11 protein-coding genes and 1 pseudogene are annotated in these 20,502 nt (G+C 68.6%); 4 read left to right on the top strand and 8 right to left on the bottom strand.

All coding sequences use genetic code 11. From position 1 onward, the window contains the following. Nucleotides 1-11: 11 nt before the first annotated feature. Nucleotides 12-5,654, top strand: a complete 5,643-nt coding sequence (locus tag NBRGI_RS36270; RefSeq protein WP_051728292.1) for a type I polyketide synthase — start codon at nucleotides 12-14, stop codon at nucleotides 5,652-5,654. A 20-nt stretch (nucleotides 5,655-5,674) separates the two neighbouring features. Further along, nucleotides 5,675-8,608, top strand: a pseudogene (locus NBRGI_RS36265) (type I polyketide synthase); the annotation flags it as partial. 274 nt (nucleotides 8,609-8,882) lie between these two features. Here the strand turns inward: NBRGI_RS36265 and NBRGI_RS36260 are convergent. From NBRGI_RS36260 to NBRGI_RS36225, 8 genes are all read right to left on the bottom strand, one after another. Continuing rightward, nucleotides 8,883-9,758 (bottom strand): MaoC/PaaZ C-terminal domain-containing protein, encoded by an 876-nt coding sequence (locus NBRGI_RS36260; RefSeq protein ID WP_029901682.1) that lies wholly within the window; start codon nucleotides 9,756-9,758, stop codon nucleotides 8,883-8,885. Nucleotides 9,759-9,786: 28 nt separating this feature from the next. Then, a complete protein-coding gene (locus NBRGI_RS36255; RefSeq protein ID WP_063726356.1) occupies nucleotides 9,787-10,779 on the bottom strand; it encodes an enoyl-CoA hydratase/isomerase family protein in 993 nt (330 codons plus the stop codon). Nucleotides 10,780-10,804: 25 nt separating this feature from the next. Continuing rightward, entirely contained in the window at nucleotides 10,805-13,147 is a 2,343-nt protein-coding gene (locus NBRGI_RS36250) for an MMPL family transporter (RefSeq protein WP_029901680.1), read from the bottom strand. Then, a complete protein-coding gene (locus NBRGI_RS36245; RefSeq protein WP_029901679.1) occupies nucleotides 13,144-13,425 on the bottom strand; it encodes an acyl carrier protein in 282 nt (93 codons plus the stop codon). The genes NBRGI_RS36250 and NBRGI_RS36245 overlap by 4 nt, the downstream gene beginning before the upstream one ends. A gap of 37 nt (nucleotides 13,426-13,462) precedes the next feature. Further along, nucleotides 13,463-15,856, bottom strand: coding sequence for a hypothetical protein (locus NBRGI_RS36240; RefSeq protein ID WP_029901678.1), 2,394 nt, complete (start codon nucleotides 15,854-15,856; stop codon nucleotides 13,463-13,465). 40 nt (nucleotides 15,857-15,896) lie between these two features. Beyond that, on the bottom strand, nucleotides 15,897-16,745 hold the full coding sequence (locus NBRGI_RS36235; RefSeq protein ID WP_029901677.1) for a class I SAM-dependent methyltransferase: 849 nt from the start codon (nucleotides 16,743-16,745) through the stop codon (nucleotides 15,897-15,899). 13 nt (nucleotides 16,746-16,758) lie between these two features. Then, on the bottom strand, nucleotides 16,759-17,904 hold the full coding sequence (locus NBRGI_RS36230) for an LLM class flavin-dependent oxidoreductase (protein ID WP_029901676.1): 1,146 nt from the start codon (nucleotides 17,902-17,904) through the stop codon (nucleotides 16,759-16,761). Nucleotides 17,905-17,968: 64 nt separating this feature from the next. Further along, nucleotides 17,969-18,388 (bottom strand): hypothetical protein, encoded by a 420-nt coding sequence (locus NBRGI_RS36225; RefSeq protein WP_148311091.1) that lies wholly within the window; start codon nucleotides 18,386-18,388, stop codon nucleotides 17,969-17,971. Nucleotides 18,389-18,593: 205 nt separating this feature from the next. Here NBRGI_RS36225 and NBRGI_RS36220 point away from each other — a divergent pair, with 205 nt between their 5' ends. Then, the gene (locus NBRGI_RS36220; protein ID WP_029901674.1) at nucleotides 18,594-19,136 is read left to right on the top strand and encodes a gamma carbonic anhydrase family protein; all 543 of its coding nucleotides are present in this window, start codon (nucleotides 18,594-18,596) and stop codon (nucleotides 19,134-19,136) included. 163 nt (nucleotides 19,137-19,299) lie between these two features. Then, a complete protein-coding gene (locus tag NBRGI_RS36215; protein WP_051728288.1) occupies nucleotides 19,300-20,502 on the top strand; it encodes an MFS transporter in 1,203 nt (400 codons plus the stop codon).

The following is a 20,502-nucleotide window of genomic DNA, read 5'->3' as shown; positions in this document are numbered from 1 at the left end:
AGAAGATCCCCATGACCGATACGACGGACGACCAGGGTTCGGCTTTCGCGCACCGTGTTTCGCGCTCCGAGCCCGACCAGCGATACGGGCTCTGCCTCGATCTGGTGCTCGCCGAGACCGCAGCGCTGCTCGGCTGCGCACCGAACGAGGTGGTGCCGGACCGGGCCTACCTGGACTACGGCTACAACTCGCTGGCCGGTCTGGCCTTGACCGAACAGCTGTCCAGAGCTGTCGGCCTCGAGTTGCCGCTCACGATGCTGTTCGATCGGCCGAATCCGGCGGCGGTGGCCGAGTACCTGCTCGACCGGATCGCACCGAGCGCACCGGGAGTTCTGGAATCGTCTGTGGTAGAACCACTTCCGGAACAGGCGGGCAGTTCTGACGAGGATATCGCGGTGGTGGGCATGGCCTGCCGCTATCCGGGTGGGGTGTCCTCGCCGGAGCAGTTGTGGGCGCTCGTCGCCGAGGGACGCGACGCCATCGGTGATTTCCCGGACGACCGCGGCTGGGATCTCGCGCGGCTGTACCACCCCGATCCGGCCCATCTGGGCACCAGCTACACCAGACACGGCGGATTCCTGTCCGGAGCAGCCGAATTCGATCCGCAGTTCTTCGGGATCAGCCCGCACGACGCGGTGGCGATGGATCCGCAGCACCGGTTGCCGCTGGAGGGCGCCTGGGAGCTCTTCGAGCATGCGGGCATCGATCCGACGAGTCTGCGCGGCAGCGCGACGGGAGTGTTTCTCGGGGTCTGCAGCGGCGACTACTGCTATTTGACTCGGGAACCGGCGGCCGGTCTCGAGGGCAGGTGGGGCCTCGGGATGATGGACAGCCTCGCGTCGGGCCGGGTGGCGTATGCCTTCGGGTTCCTCGGGCCGGCCCTGAGCATCGATACCGCCTGCTCCTCCTCGCTGGTGGCGGTACATCTGGCCGTGCAGTCGCTGCGCCGTGGCGAGAGCACCCTCGCGGTCGCCGGCGGGGTCACGGTGATGTCCACTCCCGCAGTGCACGTGGAGTTCAGCAGGCAGCGTGCGCTGGCGCCCGACGGCCGGTGCAAGTCGTTCGCCGATGGCGCGGACGGCACCGGATTCTCCGAGGGCATGGGTCTGCTGCTGTTGGAACGGCTCGGCGACGCACGACGCAACGGCCATCACGTGCATGCGATCCTGCGCGGGTCGGCGGTGAACTCCGACGGTGCGAGCAACGGCCTGACCGCCCCCAACGGCCCGTCGCAGGAACGGGTGATCCGTGCGGCGCTGGCCGACGGCGGACTCGCGCCCGCCGACGTCGACGCCGTCGAAGGTCATGGCACCGGCACCGTACTCGGTGACCCGATCGAGGTGAACGCATTGCTCGCCACCTACGGCCGATCGCGCTCGGCCGAGCGCCCGCTGTGGCTGGGCTCCCTCAAATCCAATATCGGTCACACCTCGGCCGCCGCGGGCGTCGGCGGGCTGATCAAGACCATCATGGCGTTGCGCCACAACACACTTCCGCGAACGCTGCACGTCGACGCGCCCTCCACGAAGGTGGACTGGGCCAGCGGCGCGGTCTCGCTGTTGACCGCCGCGGTGCCGTGGTCACCGGATCTGTCCGGCAGGCGCCGCCGCGCCGCGGTGTCGGCCTTCGGCATCAGCGGCACGAACGCGCATGTCATCGTCGAAGAGCCGCCGGCGCAATCGGTTTCCGTCCCGCCGCGCCACCGGTCCGAGACGCCCGCGGTGTGGGTGCTCTCCGCGCGCACCCCGCGCGCGCTCGCGCAGCAGGCCGACCGGCTGGGTGCCTGGCTCGACGGGCATCCGGGCCAGGACCCCGCCGAGCTCGCCGGCGCGCTCGCCGAGACACGAGCACATCTGGAGTACCGCGCGGCTCTCATCGGGACCGGAGGCGACGAATTGCGCACCGCCCTGGGCTCCTTGGCGACCGGCGCGGCGAGCGGTTCGGTGGTCACGGGACGTATCCGGCTCGATCGCAGATCCACCCTGGCGGTGATGTTTCCCGGCCAGGGCGCCCAGTACCTCGGCATGGGTACCGAATTGGCCGCGCTGTACCCGGTTTTCGCGACGGCGTACCGAGACGTGTGCGCCGAACTCGATCGGCACCTGGATCGGCCGCTCGACCGGATCATCGCGGGCACCGATGAACCGGGTCTGCTGGATCAAACCGGCTACACCCAGGCGGCGCTGTTCGCTGTCGAGGTCGCCCTGTACCGGCTCCTCGAATCCTTCGGGGTGCGACCGGCTTACCTGATCGGTCATTCCGTCGGTGAGTTCGCGGCCGCGCATGTCTGCGGCGTGCTGGATCTGCCGGACGCCTGTCTGCTCGTGGCGTCGCGCGCCCGGCTCATGCAGGCGCTGCCCGCGGGCGGGGCGATGATCGCCGTCGAGGCCACCGAGGCCGAGATGCGCGCCGATCTTCGCACCTCGGGGACCGACGTGGCGATCGCGGCGGTGAACGGGCCTGCGGCGGTGGTACTTTCCGGTACGAACGAGGAGACCGGCGCGATCGCCGAGCGGTGGTCGGCGGCTGGGCGGCGGACCAAACGCCTCACCGTCAGTCACGCCTTCCATTCGCCGCTCATGACCCCGATGCTGGCCGAATTCGCCGACATCGCCGAGCGGATCACCGTCGGCACACCGCGGATACCCGTCGTCTCGAACCTGACCGGTGCGCCCGCCGGCGATTTCGGCACCGCCGAGTACTGGGTGCGGCATGTCCGGGATACGGTGCGATTCGATGCCGGTCTCGCCTGGCTCACCGCCGCGGGGGTCGACACCTTCTTGGAAGCCGGTCCCGGCGGCCAGCTCTCGGTGCTCGCCAAAGGACATTCCGCCCACTCCGGGGCGGACGCGGCGATCGTCGCGACGATGCGACCGCGCCGGTCCGAGAGCCGCACCCTGCTCACGGCGTTGGCCACGGCCTATGTCGGCGGCACGCCGGTGGCCTGGTCCGCGGGCCCATCGGCGAGTGCGCCGCGGCTCGAGCTGCCCACCTACCCGTTCGAGCGGCAGCGTTACTGGGTCGAGCGGGCACCGGCGGCACCCGCGGGCGGTGAGTGCGGCCTCGTCCCTGACCGTCATCCGCTGTTCGCCGCGGCGCTGGAGCTGGCCGAGGGGACCGGCTCGCTGTTCGTCGGCAGCTGGTCGGCGAGTGCCCAGCCCTGGCTGCGTGATCACACGGTCTTCGGCGCCATCGTGGTCGCCGGCGCCGCGATCGTCGAGATCGCGACGCATCTCGGTCGCCGCTCGGGCACGCCGGAGTTGACCGAGCTGACCCTGCACGCACCGCTCGTGGTGCCGCCCGATCGGGCGGTATCGGTGCAGGTGCGGCTCGAGCCGCTCGATGCAGGCAAGCGGTCGTTCACGCTGCACGCCGACTCGGGCGCGGGATGGATCCGGCATGCCACGGCCACGTTGAGTGCCGATGGCACTGTGGCGCAACCACTGTCGGCCAGCCTGCCGCCGGGAGCCGTCGCACTGGACATCGATGAGCTGTATCCGGAACTCGCCGAGCGCGGCCTCGGATACGGGCCCGAATTCCAGCGTCTGCGCGCGGCCTGGCGGCACGAGGACAGCCTCTACGCGAGGGTCGACCCCGTGCCTACGGGGGCGGAGCCGAGCGAATTCCTCGTGCACCCGGGGACGCTCGACGCCGCCCTGCACGCCGCGTTGCTGGAACGTCCTGACGAGGACGGCACGGTGTGGCTGCCGTTCCTCTGGTCGGGGGTCAGGATTTACCCGACGCAGCGATCCGGGTCGGCGTTGCTGGTCCGGTTGACCGCGGCGGGACCGGATTCGGTGCGGATGACCGCGGTCGACGAGTCCGGCGCGTTGGTCGTGTCGGTCGAATCGGTGCTCGCACGCAAGGTTTCGCTGGCCCAGCTCGGCGCGGCGCAGACCGCAGCGACGGGTTCGTTGTTCCGGTGCGAATGGCACGTCATCGACGTGGCCGCGCAGGCCTCGGATCCGATGGCGGTAGCGGCCGTGGGCACGGCGCGGGTCGCCGGGGCGCAGCAGTACGCCGACCTGCCCGCACTGATCTCGGATATCGAATCCGGCGCGCCTGTACCGGAACTGATCGTCGTCGACCCCGCCGAGCACGTCTCGTCGTCGTTCGCCGACGCAGACGTGCCCGCCGCGACTGCGACGGTCGCGCACCAGGCACTGCGCCTGGTCCAAGAGTGGTTGTCGGACAGGCGATGGGCCGGAGCCCGATTGATGTTCTGCACCGGCGACGCGGTGTCCGTTCGGTCCGCGGACGCGCTGGATCCCCGGGTGGCCCCCGTATGGGGACTGGTCCGCAGCGCCCAGACCGAGCATCCGGGGCGGTTCCTGCTCGCCGATATCGAGTCCGCGGTCGATGCCGGAACTCTCGGCCGCGCGATGCGCGCAGGTATTGCCCAGCTGGCGGTGCGGGACGGGCAGGTGTTCGTGCCACGGTTGCGGCGGATGCGCGTACCGGACGGGGGTGCACCCTGGTCCGAGCTCGACGGCTCGGTGTTGATCACCGGCGGTACGGGCGGACTCGGCGCACTCGTCGCCGAGCACCTGGTGGCCGAGCACGGCGTGCGGCGGCTGATTCTGGTCGGCCGGCGCGGTGCACAGGCCCCGGGGGCGCCGGAACTCGTTGCCCGGCTGCGGGAATCGGGCGCCGAGGTCGAGCTCGCCGCCTGCGATGTCGCCGATCGCGCTCAGCTCGCATCGCTGGTCGCCGGGGTCCGCGCCGGGCATCGGCTGCGCGCGATCGTGCACGCGGCCGGCGTCCTCGACGACGGGGTGCTCGAGGCGTTGACCACCGAGCGTTTGGACCGCGTGCTGCGCCCGAAGGTGGCGGCGGCCTGGCATCTGCACGAACTGACGGCGGACCTCGACCTCGCCGCGTTCGTCCTGTTCTCGTCGGCGGCGAGCGTGCTCGGCGCACCGGGCCAAGCCAACTACGCTGCGGCCAACGCCTTTCTGGACGGCTTGGCCTGCTGGCGGCGGGCCCATGGCCTCGCCGCGGTGTCGATGGCCTGGGGCATGTGGGCGCAGCCGAGTGCGATGACCGGCGAGCTGACCGCGGCCGACAAGGCGCGCCTGGCCGGGGCCGGGTTCCTGCCGCTGGAGCGGCGAGCGGGACTGCGATTGTTCGACGCGACAGCCACTTGCGCCGAGCCGTCCGTCATCCCGCTGGCGCTCGATCCGGTCGCGCTGCGCGCGTCGGGCATCGCGCTTTCGCCGGTACTCGCGGATCTCGTTCCCGCCGCCGCCCCCGCTGCGGCGTCCGGGATGTTCGGCAGGCAGTTGGCGCAACTGCGGGGCAGCGAGCGGGAATCGGAACTGCTGCGGCTGGTCTGTGTGGAGGTCGCGAGCGTCCTGCGCTATCCGTCTGGCGACGCGGTCGATCCGGAACGGGCCTTCACCGATCTCGGCTTCGATTCGCTGGGCGCGGTGGAACTGCGCAACCGGCTGAGCTTCGAAACCGGCCTGGTGATCCCGACCACCGTGATCTTCGATCATCCCTCGCCCGCCGCGATCGCGGACTACCTGCACGACGCGATGTTCGGCTCGGCGGGCGCACCAACGGAATTCGCGGCCGAACAGAGCTCGGCCGGGGCAGAACTGGATGTGCTGGACGCCGAGTCGCTCATCCGGCTGGCGCTGTCCGAAGACTGATTCGACAGGGGTTGTGCACCATGGCCGTTGACGGCGATGAGCTGGTGCGTGCATTGCGCACGACGATGAAGGAAAACGTGCGGCTGCGCGCGCAGGCGCAACAGCGTCGCGAGCCGATCGCGGTTGTCGGCATGGCATGCCGGTATCCAGGTGGTGTCAGTTCGCCGGAGCAGCTGTGGGAACTGGTCGCGGCGGGCCGCGACGCGATCGGGGACTTTCCCGATGATCGCGGCTGGGACCTGGCGCGACTCTATGACCCGGACCCCGACCACAGGGGCACCTCGTATGTCCGTTCCGGCGGATTCATCTCGGGCGCGGCCGATTTCGACCCCAGATTCTTCGCGTTGAGCCCACGGGAAGCGATCGCGCTGGATCCGCAGCAGCGGTTGCTGCTGGAGGGGACCTGGGAGTTGCTGGAGCACGCGGGCCTCGACCCAGCTGCCTTGCGCGGCAGCCGAACCGGTGTGTTCGCCGCGACGATGTATCAGGACTACACCTGGCTGTCCGCCCAGCACGCGGACGCCCTCAACGGCCGCTGGGGACTCGGCATGATGGCCAGCGTCCTGTCGGGCCGAGTGGCGTACACCTTCGGCTTCAACGGGCCCGCGCTCACGGTGGATACGGCTTGTTCCTCGTCATTGGTGGCGACGCACCTGGCGATGCAATCGCTGCGGCGGGGTGAAAGCGATCTCGCGGTCGCGGGTGGCGCGACCGTGATGGCCACCCCGTCGGTCATTCTCGAGTTCAGCAGGCAGCGCGCACTCGCGCCGGACGGCCGGTGTAAATCCTTCGCGGACAACGCCGATGGCACCGGCTGGGCGGAGGGCATGGGTTTGCTGCTGTTGGAACGGCTCGGTGACGCGCAGCGCAACGGCCATCACATTCATGCCGTGCTCCGCGGATCGGCCGTGAACTCCGACGGCGCCAGCAACGGTCTGACCGCGCCGAGCGGTCCCGCCCAGGAGCGAGTCATCCGCGCCGCACTCGCCGATGCGGGCCTGGGTCCGGCCGAGGTCGACGCGGTGGAGGCGCACGGTACCGGCACCAAGCTCGGCGATCCGATCGAAGCGAACGCGCTGCTCGCGACCTACGGGCGCGACCGTCGCGCGGATCATCCGCTGTGGCTCGGTTCGCTGAAGTCGAACATCGGCCACACTCAGGCGGCGGCGGGGGTGGGCGGACTGCTCAAGATGATCATGGCCCTGCGGCATGAGACGCTGCCTCGGACGTTGCACGCGCAGGTGCCGTCCAGCCGGGTGGATTGGGCCGACGGGGCCGTCTCGCTGCTGCGCAGTCACCGGCCGTGGCGTCGAGCACACGTCGGTGCACCGCGTCGCGCCGGGGTCTCCGCGTTCGGCGCCAGCGGTACCAACGCCCACGTCATCGTGGAAGAGCCGCCCACCACTGCTGCCGTGGAACGCGTTGCCGCGCAGCCGGGTCCCGCGTCGCCGACCGTGTGGCTGCTGTCGGCGCGGACCGCGGGGGCGCTCACGGCACGGGCGGCGCAACTCGGCGCCTGGCTCGACGCCCATCCCGCCCACCGGCCCGTCGACCTCGCCCACAGTCTGGCCACCACCCGGGCGCACCTCGAATACCGCGCCGCCATCGTCGGCACCGAGGTGACCGAATTACGCTCGGCCCTGCGGACACTCGCCGAACAGGCCGCGCCGAAACGAATGACGTACCGCGATGGCATCGCCCGCGGTACCGGGACGAAGGGGGGCCATCGGGTCGCCTACGTCGTCGGATCCGACCGCGCCGGGTGGCCTCGTGCGGTAGCGGACCTGCTCGGTGCCGCACCGGTTTTCGCCGAGCGGTTCCGTGCCTGTGCCGATGCGCTGCTCCGCAACGGCGGTGCAGACCTGATCGCGGTGGTGACCGGGGCGACAGGTGCGCCGCCGGCCGACCGGGACGATGTCGCACGGCAGGGATTGTTCGCGCTGGCCGTGGCATCCGCGGCGGTCTGGCAGGAGTATCTGCCGACGTCGGTACCCGTGATCGACGACAACGCCTGTCCCGCGGCCGGCCGATTGCTGTCGGGCAATGCCACGCTGGAACAGGCTGCGCGGGAAGTGGTCTCGAACGTGTCGCAGCCGTCGAGCCGACGACTCGCCGAATTGGTGGCGGCCGGTTATCGCACCTTCATCGAACTCGGTCCCCGAGCGGACGGATCGGGCGAGATCGCCGAGCAGGTCGCCGAAATCGACAGCGCGAGAAGGGCCGTCGTGCTGGCGGGCTTGGCGCCGTTCGACCGTGCGGGTACCTACGACATCGCCGGCGCCGTCGCTTCGGCCTACGCCTGCGGTGCCACTGTGGACTGGTCTCGCATGATCCCGCCCGGTCGCCGAATCGACCTGCCCACCTATCCTTTTCAACGCAGCCGGTTCTGGCTGGAACCGGTCGCCGAAACTCCGCCGCCGCCCACGCAGGCCCCGGCCGCGGGCGGTAATACCCTCACCGCACTCCTGCGCCGGGCCGACGCGGCGGGCGATCTTTTCGGCGGAGTCGAACTGCTCGTCTCGGCCTCGCGTTATCGGCACAGTTTCGATTCGGCGACGCGTGGCGCGCATCCGGGATCGGCCGTGCTGCTGTCAGAGGGCGCGACGCCTGTCGTGGTCTGTGTCCCGTCCTTTCTGGCGGGCTCGGGTCCGCACCAATTCATCCGTCTGACCACCGAGTTCACGACTCGGCCGCGCGCCTTCGCGGTGCGGCTGCCGGGTTTCGGCAATGGCGGCGTGCAGCCGGACTCCTGGCAGGCGGCACTCGAATCCCTCGCCGACACCATCGCGACGGCGTGCGGCGACCTGCCCTTCGTGCTGGCCGGTCACTCGATCGGCGGGGTTCTCGCGCATTCGTTGACCGACCACCTCGACCGCAGGGGTCGCCCGCCGGCCGGGCTCGTGCTGATCGACACCTTCGACCCCGCCCCCAGGCACCGGCAGGAGACCTTCGGCTGGGCGATGCGGCACATCATGAACCTCGATCCGGGCGGTGTCGTAGTCGGTGACGACAACCTCCTGGCGATGGCGAACTACCTGCGGCTGTTCGACGAATGGCAACCTGCGCAGAGCACCGTCCCGGTCTTGGCGTTGTCGGCGACCGGCACCACTCCCGCCGCGCCGCACTGGCAGATCGGCGGGACGCAGGTGCAGGTGGCCGCCGATCACTTCTCCATCCTGGAAGCGCACGCCGCCGAGGCCGCGCGCGCCATCGAGCCGTGGCTGCGGACTATCGCGGGGTGAGCGTCGCGGTGAGGTGGGCAAATCCCTTGTCCGCGTGCCGAAGTGACAGGTGCCGACCGGACCCGTCGTTTGTGCGCTCGACCGCCAGCCGGGCTTCGCCCGGGATGAGCATCGGCTTGGCGAAGGTGACGTCGTAGGCGCACGCAGCGGGGATCTCGCCCGGCACCGAGCCGAGAACGGCCGCTGCCTGCCACATTCCGTGCGCGATCGGACCGGGGAAGCCGAGGATGCGGGCGCCGATCCCCGAGACATGTATCGGGTTGTAGTCGCCGGAGGCGGCGGCGTAGTGGTTGACAGTGCGCTGGTCGACGCGCAACGGCGTGCCCGGCGGCGCCTGCGAGTCGTCGCCCCGGCTGTCCGGGCGGGGGCCTGCGGTTCGCTTCTGCGGTTTCAACAGCGTCGCTGTCTGTTTCCACACCGGTTCCCCTGCGGTGTGCACCTCGCTGATCAGATCGAAGACCTTTCCCCGTCGGTGGTCGCGCAGATCCGCCACGTGCACGGTGATGTCCAGCAGCTCGTCCTCGCGCAACGGTCGTCGTTGCTCGATGACGTTGCGCAGGTGGACGAGGCCGGGCAGCGCGAACGGGAAATCCCGGGCCACCATCAATCGCATCGCGACCGGATTGGCCAGGACGGACGGATAGGTGAGCGGCAGTGCGCCGGTGTCGGCGAGGCCGCAGGCTGCGCGGTACGCGTCGAGTTCGGCTCGGCGCACGGACGCGCCCGTCAGTTTCAGCGTTGTGTTCGGCAGTGCCCGCGGCCGCGCATTGAGGACCGGGATCGGCAGCGCGCCGACGAAGGCGCGCAGATACAACTCGCCGATCCGAGGTCTACTCGACAGCTGCTCGATGGATGAACTCATAGCGCTACCCATTCGTCGTAGTGAGCGGTCAGGACGGAGCGGGCAACGGGGCAGATCCGTGATCGTGTTCGGGCACCGCGTATTTGCGACCCACCCGGGTGCCGTCGCGCCAGCTCTGCGGCCGGGCGAGAAACGGCGTGTCGCCGAGCACGGCGACGTCGTCCACGAGTGCCGTCAGGCGGCGGTGTGCGGTAGCCGACGAGGCCGCGCCGAGGAATGCGGCGGCCTCGGTGCGCAGCCCCTGCGAAAGCGGCTGGCTCGCACCGAAGTAGACGCTGTGTTTGACGGCACGTACGGCGGTCCGGGGCCGGGTCGCCAGCCGGGCCGCCGTGGCGCAGGTGTACTCGAGCAGTTCGGCCGGCGGTACCACGGCCTCGACGATGCCGGCCTGCAGTGCCTGCTGCACGGTCAGGGTGGCGCCGTCGAGCAGCAGATCCAGCGTTCGCGCTGTGCCGAGCATGCGAGCGAGCCGCTGGCTCGCGCCACCGCCGGTGGACAGCCCGGCCAGGATCTCGATATTGCCCAGGACGATGCGTGCGTCGTCGGCGGCGCAACGGAGATCGCAGGCGAGGGCGAGCTCGAAACCGCCGCCGAGCGCCGGACCGTTGATCGCCGAAAGATACACCGCCCCTGAACGATTCATCCGCAGGATGGTCTGTCGCCAACGGTGCGCCCAGACGGCGCCGACACCCGCGGCGCCACCGAAACGTTCGGCCGCGGTGTCGGCGCCGGGCAGTCGCAGGACGAGATCCAGTGCGCGCACGCCGATCTGGAGCAGGGGCGCGGGCAGCCGCGGCGCCATCGCGGAAGTGTCGCGCAGTGCGCTCGGTTCGGCGTGTCCGAGGAATCGTCCGGCCACGCCCCCGGTCAACACGACGGCTCCGACCGAGGGATCCGCCTCCACGGCCTTCGTCAGCAGATCGAGATCCCGGATGAGGGCGGCGGTGACGAAGTTCGACGGCGGATCGGCGTAGCGGGCGACGACCACTCGCCCGGTCTGGCTCAGTTCTAACGTTTCCATCGGAAATCACTCCCTTGCAACGGAATCAGGTCTTGTCGCCGGGCCACCAGTTCCAGCGGCCCATCAGGCTCATCGCCGCGGGCACGATCATGCTGCGGATGACGGTGACGTCCAGGGCGACCGCGATGGCCAGCCCGATGCCGATCTGTTCGATCGGCAGGAACCCGCCGAAGCCGAACGCGCCGAACACCGCGATCATCAGCACCGCCGCGCCCGTGATCAGCGGTGCGGTGCGGGCGATGCCGACGGCGACCGCTTCATGGTTGTCCCGGGTCTGCAGGTACCGCTCCCGGACCCGGTTGAGCAGGAACACTTCGTAGTCGGTGCTCAGCCCGACCATCAACGCGAGCACCAGGATCGGGGCGAACGACAGCAGATAGCCGGGTTGATCCAGCCCGGGTACCTGTGGCAGCCAGCCCTTCTGGAAGATCGCGACGAGCACGCCGAAGGTCGCGCCCACCGCGAGCCCGTTCATGAGAATCGCTTTGAGCGGCAGGAAGATCGAGCGGAACGAGATCAACAGCACGACGTAGAGCGCGATCAGCATCAGCACGATGACCCAGGGCAGCTTTCGCTCGATCTCGTGATTGGGGTCGACCGCTCGTGCGGTATTGCCGCCGACATCGGCGTGCAGCGTGGCCGGAAGGGCTTCGGTGCGGGCGCGAACCCGCTCCAGCAGGGTGATCGTGGCTTCGTCCGCGAAGGGGCGGGTCGAGATGACTTCGATGACAGATTTCTGGCGATCGCCGGAAACGTAGTACCGCAGACCCTGTTGCGCGTCGGCCGGGAGCCGGTCGAATGTTGCGGGGTCGAATGCCTGCCACCGCAACTCGGGCGAGATCTGTTGCGTGACAGTCAGTGCGGAGTTCACCGCGGCGACATCGGGGAGTGCCGACAGGTCGGCGACCAACTCGCTCAGCTCGCTGCCGACAGATGGGTCGGTGACCGCGGCGTCCGTACGGACCACGACCTGGATGGGCGCGGCCACGCCGGGTCCGTATTGCGTTGCGACGCGGTCGAACCCGCGCCCGATCGCCGATGACGACGGCAGGATCTCCGGGCCGGGCAGCGACAGTTTCATGTCCGCCGCCGGTATCGCGAGCAGAACCAGCACCGCGATACCCGCACCAAGGAAGGCGAACCGGTGTCGCATCACCGTCGCCGCCAGGCGATACCACCGATGCGACGCCAATCGGGTCTCGTCGGCGGACTCGTCGGTGCGGAATCGGGCCGGGATAGGGATCTTTCCCGCATTGATCCGCGGGCCGAGTACGTGCAGCAGCACCGGCAGCAACAGCAACGACGTCACAGTGGTCACCGCGACGACGACCACCGCGCCGACGGCCAGCGAGACGATCGTGTTCATCCGGACGATGAACAACGGCAGTGCCGCCACGATGATGGTCAGGCCCGAGGTGGCGACGGTACGGCCGCCCGTGCGCAGGGTACGGAGCACCGACGCGTGCACATCGTGGCCCGCGGCCAGCTCCTCCTTGAACCGTTTGATCATGACGAGCGAATAGTCGACGCCGACGCCCAAACCGAGCATCAGGACGATGTTCTCGACGAAGATCGACAGCTCGGTGCGGGCCGCGAGGACGCCGATGATGCCGAGCGTCACCGCGATCCCGGTGATGGTGACCGCCATCGCCGCGACCATCGCCAGCACACTGCGGAACAACAGCAGCAGCACGATGACGATCAACGGGAACGCCAGCAGCTCGCTGCGGATCAGGCCCTCGGCGGCGAGTTTGTTCGCCTCGCCCTGCATGCCCTGCACGCTGAGGATGGCGACATCGAGGCCCTGCCCCTCGAAGCGCGCGCCGAGATCCTCCTGCACCACTGGAACCTTCTTGGTGGCCTCGTCGTTGCCGAGGCCGATCCCGATCGCGGTGGTGACGGTGCGGCGGTCCGCGCCGACGAATTTTCCTCTGTTCAACGGCGACAGCGTGTTCCAGCCGAAGCTGCCGCTCACCTGGAGCCGCGCATCGGCGACGGTGGCCTCGAACACCTCCCGTGCTCGCTGTTCGAAGGCCGGACTGTCGACGGTCTGTTGCTTGTCGTGGATCACCAGCAGCACGTCGGTCGCGCCGCGGCCCGCCAAGCCCGCGGCGAGCTCGTCGCGGACCGCGACGGTGCCCGACCCGGGCACGTCCCAGCCCTGGCTGTTCAGCGAATCGGCCAGGGTGGCGCCGCCGAGCGCGCCGAGCAGGAGCAGCACGATCCAGACCACGGTGAGCAACCGGATCCGTCCGGCCGTGAATCGGGCGACCAGATCCGGCCAGCCCGAACGGCTTCCGTCACCGGAGCCGGCCGGGTCGCGGCCGGCGTCGTCGCGGTCCGCCGCCGGGGGCGCCTGCCGGGTCAACGAATGGCCTCGGCCGCATCCGTCTGCGCCCGCCGCGCGGCCAGATCGTCGACGAGGTCGACCACCTGACCCACGGTGCGGATGTCGACCAGGAGTTCTCGATCGACCCGGTGTCCGAGGTGGCGTTCCAGATCGACGAGCAGGTCGACGAAATCCATCGAATCCATGCCGAGGTCTTCGCGCAGATTGGTCGCCGGATCCGACATCTCCTCGACCGGCAGCGCCATCGTCTCGCTGATCAACGCGATGACGCGTTCCTCGATCTCGACCCTGTTCATAACGTCCCCTCCTGGTCCACTCGGCGTTGGTGTCTCGTCAAGATGGCAATGAAGTCCCCGCTGCCGCCAGCGCGGCGGGCGCGAGTTCGTCCCGCTGCCATCCCAACATAGAAAACCTGCTCAAACCATCACCTTCGTTGTTGTGGCCGAGAAAGATCGAATACAGGTTGATCGTGTTGCTCTGGTCGAGCTGCTCGGCGAAAGGCACGTCGTCGAAGGCGATTACGCGCCGATGGCGGATGGTGAGCGGCCCGACCTGCCGGTCCCAGTCGTCCGGGGTGAAGGTCAGCACCCCGGTCTGTCCACTCACCGCGCCGGGCCGCAGACCCTCGCGATAGGTGCGGATGACCGAGTGGCTGCCGTTGACGAACCGGAAGATGTTCAGGCTCTTCGGCATCGGTGCGCAGTCCACCGCGATCTGATGGACCAGCGCGGGCAGGATGTCCGGCGTCATCGCCGCCGAGCCGTCACCGGTGAAGCACAGCACATGCTCGTCGCGCCGGGTGACGACGCCCGGCAGTGCCATCAGGCCGTCACCCATCAGCCCGCGTCCGTACCACCCGGAGAAGCCCCGGTTGGTCCTGGGCAGGTTGTTCACCGCGGTGAGGCCGACCCGGCCGATATCGTAGACGCCGACATAGCGGTAATCACGCTGCTGGATCAGTGCTTCCAGCACCGACCCGAGACGGCGGAAGAAGTAGTTCGTCGTCATCGGCCGTAGCGGCAGCAAGCCGACCACGTCACCGTAGGAGTCGGTGCTCGCGGCGATGGCGGCGCGCCGGTGCGCCAGCACCTCGGGGTCTACGTCGAGTCGATCCAGCAAGGCGCGCAAGACCTTCTCGATGTTTCCGGTCATCGTCAGGCCCGCGAACGGAGCCTGGTCGACGGCGTGCTCGACGATCTGGATCGGGGCCAGCCTGCGCAGCGACGAATCGGCGAACGGAGTGTCGATCTGCGGTATCGCACTGTTCAGGAAGATCACGTGCTGCTCGTCGGCAGGCCGCAATTCGCCCTTGTCGTAGAGGTATTGGTGCACCCGCGCGGAGTAGCCGTACATGCTGAGGGTGCCGAGGTATTCCGGGACGACGGCGCCGTCGCGATAGCGAGTCACCGTGCCCGGCTGTGCGACCGAGTCGGCCAGTGCGATGCCCGCACGGTGCGACAGTTCGTACATGAGCTCCTGCGCGTGCCCGGACAAGGGGCCGACCTGGCACAGCAGCCGGACTCGCGCCGAGTTGAGCAGCTCGGACAGTCGGTCGAGCTCGGGCGGGTCGATCGCCGTGCGAGGATCGGGAGTCGCGGGTTCGACAAGAGCAGCCATTTCCGGATTCGCCTGTAGTACTTCGCGTGTCGCGAGGATCATCACCGGTCCCCGGTCGGCGTCGTAGGCGGCGAAGGCCTGCTGCAGGCCCTCGCCGAGGTGCTCGGTCCGCTCGATGTAGACCACCGGAAACCCGCGCGCCTGCAGGGACGGTCGCGCATCGCCGGTGCGGTGGATGGTGCCCTGGAAGGGATGCCATTGGTTCGGCCGCGAATCGCAGCAGACGATGAATCCCTTACTGCGCGTGGCGACGTGGTTGGCCAGCGTGCCGCGGAACTCGTCGTGCATCCCGCTGGTCGTCACGATGACGAACGGTGCGCCGTCCAGGGTCCAGCGGGCCAGCGCGGAGCACCCGTGACTGTGCTCGCTCGGCGCCCGGACGATCGGGTTGCCGTTCGCCATGGCATGGGCTTCCATGTCATCGATGAAGGTGGCGACGCCGGATCCGGTGTAGTAGTGCAGGCCCCAGTCCTGACCGGCCCGCCGATTCATGAATGCGGAAAGTTCCCGCGCTACGGCGCTTCCGGAGAAGTCGGGGCGCAGTCGCTGGTGCAGGTGTACCTGCAGCGAGTCGACGAAGGCACAGGCGATATCGGCGGCGACGACCCACTCGTGTTCGGGTTGCCATCGCGGCGTGAAGTGTTCTTCGGCGTAAAAGGTATCGAGGTCCGGGGCGGTGTACACGTGCACGGTGTGCGGGCCTGGATCGAATTCGACGGTGCCGGGCAGCGAGATCGCGACCTTGGCCAGCATCCTGTTCACGGTGTCGGGCTCGGCGGCCCGATACCGGCAGTCGTCGTGGTCGATGACGAGCAAGGTGAGCACGGCGGCACTGCCCGCCGCCGCGGCGGCGAGCGCATCCGGTAGCGCCTCGAGCGAATCCGCGAGCACGAGCGAGAGCGGGTCTTCGGGCGCGACCGCGTCCAGAAAACGGCGGGCCCTGGCCAGCACCTGGTCGTATTCCGGTTGCGCCGGGGCCTGAGCAGGCGTCGTGGCGATATCCACGTCGCGCGGTCCGGCCAGGTCTGCGAGTACGCGCGCGGCCGAGGGGCCGAGGACAGCGCTTTGTGACACAACGGCGAGCAGGCGTCTGGTGCGGCTGACAGACATGAGTTGGCTTCCTCCACAGCTGGAACAGTGAGATTCGAGATCAGTCCGGACGGCGTCCGAGCAGGGCGACCGCGGAGGTGGGCAACCAGCCCGGCCGTCGTGGATCGGGCTGCGGCAGGCGCGCGAACGGCCGTAACAGCGGTGGTAGCCGATGCCACCGAGCCGCGGCGACGAGATGGGACGAGCAGTCCTCGACGGTCCAGCCGAGCGGCTCGAAGTAGCCGACCCCCGTGGCCGGGCCGAATTTGACGACGAGGTTGTTCATCTTGCCGCGGAGGGCGGGTTTGGAGAGCGCGACGAACGCAGGCGAGATGATATCCGTTATCCACCAGGCTATTTCGGTACGCGTCAGGTCCGCGGACAGTGATCGGACCTCGGCTTCGGCAAGGTAGAGCAGCAGTCCCTCGGTGATCACCACGGTTTTGCCCGCGTGCTCGACGGCGCTGTCCAAGAAGTCTCGTCGCGCCTGCGGATCGGCTAGATCGACGCGGTGTCTGCTGATCCGGCAGCGCGGTGTGCGCCGCGCGAGCCGCTGTTGTTTCTCGTCGATCATCGCGGGCAGGTCGGCCTCGTGCCATTCCAGGTCGGGCGGCAGATCGAGCCGGTAGGGCCGCGTGTCGAGCCCGGCCGCCAAGTTGATGACGCGATCACAGCCCCGCGCAACGCATGTCGCGATCATGTCGTCGATCAGTTTTGTGCGGGCCACAAAGAACCACGCGCCGAGCAGCGTGCGTTTGGCGGCCGCGGCGATCGCGGCGCCGCGACTGCCCGCGAGTTCCGCGGCGAGAAAGTCATCGAAAAGTGCGTCGGGCCGGGCGGATTCGGCTGCCCGGTAGGTGGCGACCCAGCGCGCGGTATCGGATATGTCGGAGATCAGTGATTCGGCCACGAGGGTTATCCGTTCAGAGTCGGCGCAGCCGCCGCATGATCTGGACCAGCAGCGCGTTCGCCGCCATGCCCTTGCTCAGACTGTGCTGGAAGTAGCTGACGTTCAACAGGACGGCGTAGCGGACACCGTGGTCGCGCCATTCGGCGATCTGTTCGACGATTTCGCTCGGTGTGCCGACCATGTTCAGGTCGCGCACCAGCGAGCTCGGCGCCTTCTCGGCATAGGACAGCATGGTCGCTTCGTCGAGCTTCTGCGGCAGCAGATCCTGCGCACCCGAGAAGGTCGATCCCAGTGGATGTTCGACGCCGTGCCGGGCCCACATCTTGGCCGACGCATTGATGGTGAGCGTTCGTGCGACGACGCTCTCGCACAGCTCGTCCACCGCGTCACGGGTCGGTGCGGTGAGAATGGTGAAGGTCACCGCGGGCAGGATGGCCATCGGATCGCGTCCGGCGTCCGAGGCGGCCGTCCGGATCTGGTCCAGGCCCGCCGAATAGTCCTCGGGCTGGATGGACAGTCCCGGCAACCAGGCGTCGGCGTACCGCCCCGCGATGCGGAGCATGCGCGGGCCGTGCGCGGCGATCCACACTTCCGGCCGGGTCCCGCGATAGGGCGGCACGTCGAAAACCGCGTTGTGCAAAGGGAAATAGGGCGATTCGCGGCTGACCGGCGCACCGTCGGAATCCCACAGCAGGCGGATCGTGGCCATCGCCTCTTCGAATCGGCCCACGGGTGTGCGCCAGTCGACGCCGAACGGCTCATTGTTCAAGCGCTCGCCCGGGCCGATGCCGAGGATCGAACGTCCGCCGGTCAGCAGATGCAATGTCGCGGCAGCCTGCGCGGTCACCGCGGGGTTGCGGCGACCAGTGTCGGTCACGCCGATACCGAGCCGCTTGCGGGCCAGGCCGTTCTTCGCGGCGAGGTAGCCGAGCGCGAGCCACGGGTCGTAGCAGGCGTGGATGCGGGGCACCAGATGTGCGGCGCCGACGTATTTGGGCGTCCACACCGATTGCGGCTGCAACGAGATCAGGTGATCGGGAACCCACAGCGAATCCGCGCCACCCGCCGCCGCCAGCATCTGGCTGCTGCGCAGCAGCATATCGGGCGTGAATCGGGGATGCAGGCCGGCGTCGAGTAATCCGGTCCGAAAACGTTTCATCGTGAGATCCATGAGTGACCTTTTCGTTGGCTGCGGTTCGGGCGTCTGGGCACGGCGTGGTCGTTCATTGCGGAAGTTCGGCATCTTTGCGGTCGCGTGAGCGGAGGTGCGCGGATATTCCGATCGCGGTGGCGATCAGTCCGCCCGCGACGCCCGCGACGAGCGACAGCCAGTAGGGCAGCGCTATTTCGCCGAGATACCACGGTTGGCTGAAAGGGCCCCAGTAGAACGGAATATGGATCACGATCAAGCTCAATGCCACTGAAGAACCGAAATGCGCGAGCAAGACGGCGGCCCAAGGGTGTCTGCGCACGATCAGCGCCAGCACGATGAATCCGACCACATCGGCGAATATGCCGCAGATGCGAACAGCAATCGGTGTTTGATGCCAGAGATAGATGTGTGCAACGGAATGCAGGGCGAAGCCCGTCATATAGGCCGACCAGCCGATGAGTAACAGCCGGCGGTCAGGTGGATTCGACACGAGAAAACCCCCTTCTGCACTATGCGACGAGCTATAGGCCTTTGCCGGATACGGCTATTTCAATTCGACTTCGATGCCCACCGTGATATTTGCACGGTAGGCGGTCTCGATCCTGGGTGTCAACGGGGCCGGGAGGCGCTTTCCGTCCGGTCGCGGACGACCGCGCGCATGGTGTTCGCGCGGCGTCGGCGCCTATTGTCTCCGCATGAATCTCTTTGAGTTCGAAGGCAAATGCCCGGTCGTTCATCCCACGGCATTCATTGCGCCGACCGCGACGCTCATCGGCGACGTCCGGGTGGCCGCGGGCGCGTCCGTATGGTACGGGGCGGTGCTGCGCGGTGATATCTCACCGATAATCGTTCGCGAAGACGCGAATATTCAAGACAATTCGGTTCTGCACGGTGTGCCCGACATGCTCACCGAGATCGGTCCCGGTGCGACCGTGGCGCACGGCTGTCTGGTGCACGGCGCGATACTCGGTGCGGAATGCATTCTCGGCAATATGAGCTCGGTTCTGGACGGTGCGAAGATCGGCGCCGGTTCGCTGATCGCGGCGCACTCCCTGGTGCCCGCGGGATTCGACGTCCCGCCCGGTGTGCTCGCCTCGGGTGCGCCGATGCGGGTCCGGCGGCCGATCGAGGGCACCGATTTCGAGGCGTGGATAAAGATCAATCCCGGCTATTACGCGGACCTCGCGCGGCGCCACCGCAAAGGTGTTGTCGCCGTGCCGGGCACAGCGGTCGACTGAGGAGATTCCTCAGGCGACCCCGGTCGGTGCCGCAGGGACGCGTTACCTACACCGCCGCCTAGGCGGATCTAGGTGAAAATCACCGACGCGAGGGGTGGGGCGGCGGTGCAAAAGTCGATGTCAGCAAGGGAGCACGACCTGCGCGACATCGAGGAGGAACACCATGAGCGCGGCAATCGAAGAGGGGGTGCAGAGGGAAGCTGCCGCACCGGGACGCACCGCCCGGGCCACGATATTGGCCGCCGCGATGCTGACCGTGATGGCGCCGGCCGTCATCGCACCGAGCCTGCCCGCCATGCGCGAGGTCTTCGCGGGAGTGGCCGGCGCGGACGTACTGGTACGGCTGGTGCTGACCATCACGTCGCTGGCCATCGGCATCACGGCGCCGCTGGCGGGGATGACCGCCGACCGCGTCGGGCGTAAACCGCTGCTGGTCGGCAGTCTGGCACTGTTCGCGGTGGCGGGCGCGGCCGGTTTCTTCGTCGACACCCTCGGCGTGCTGTTGGTGACCCGGGCCCTGGTCGGCGTCGCGGTCGGCGGCATCATGACGGCCGTCAGCGCCACCATCACCGACTGGTTCGACGGCCCGAAGCGAGCGTCTTTCCTAGGGCTGCAACAGGCTTTCGCCAGTATCGGCGGAGTCGTGTTCCTGCCGCTGGCGGGGCTGCTCGCCGCCTCGAACTGGAAGTCGCCGTTCTGGATCTATGCCGTCTCGGTCGCCATCCTGCCGTTCGCGCTGTTCGCCCTGCGAGAGCAGCGGCGCGACAAGGCTTCCGAGCCGACCGGCGTGGTCGAGGCGGGTCTGCCGCGGCCGGGCATCTTCCGGCCGATCGCCGGGCTGTACCTGCTCGCCTTCCTGGTGACGCTCGCCTTCTACATGGCGCCCACCCAGTTGCCGTTCCTGCTGGCGGAATTGGGCACGGGGCCTGCCGTGGTCGGCGCGGTGATCGCCGCGACCACCCTGAGCAGTGTCGCCGGCGCACTGACCTTCTCGCCGCTGCGAGGGCGGTGGACGCCCAGCGCCATTACCGCCGCCAGCGTCGCCCTGCTCGGTGCGGGCTGGGTGCTGGTCGGCACCGCGAATTCGGTGGCGCCGGTGGTGGCAGGCCTGCTCGTGGGCGGCTTCGGCGTCGGTCTCGCGGTGCCCAATCTGAATCTGCGCTTGAGCGACCTCGCCCCAGCCGCCGGCCGTGGCCGCATCCTCAGCGGCTTGGTCACCGGAATCTTCCTGGGCCAGTTCGTCTCCCCACTGATCCTGCAGCCGCTCATCCGAGCCACCAGCATCAGCGGCGCGTTCGTCTGGACCGGCCTCGCCATGCTCGCGGGTGCCGCCCTGGCGCTGCCACTGCTCCGTAAAGCCAAGTAA

Origin of the sequence: Nocardia brasiliensis IFM 10847, assembly GCF_000710915.1 — a bacterium.
In the GTDB taxonomy this organism is placed as follows: Bacteria; Actinomycetota; Actinomycetes; order Mycobacteriales; family Mycobacteriaceae; genus Nocardia; species Nocardia brasiliensis_A.
This window is presented reverse-complemented; position numbering and strand designations above follow the sequence as displayed.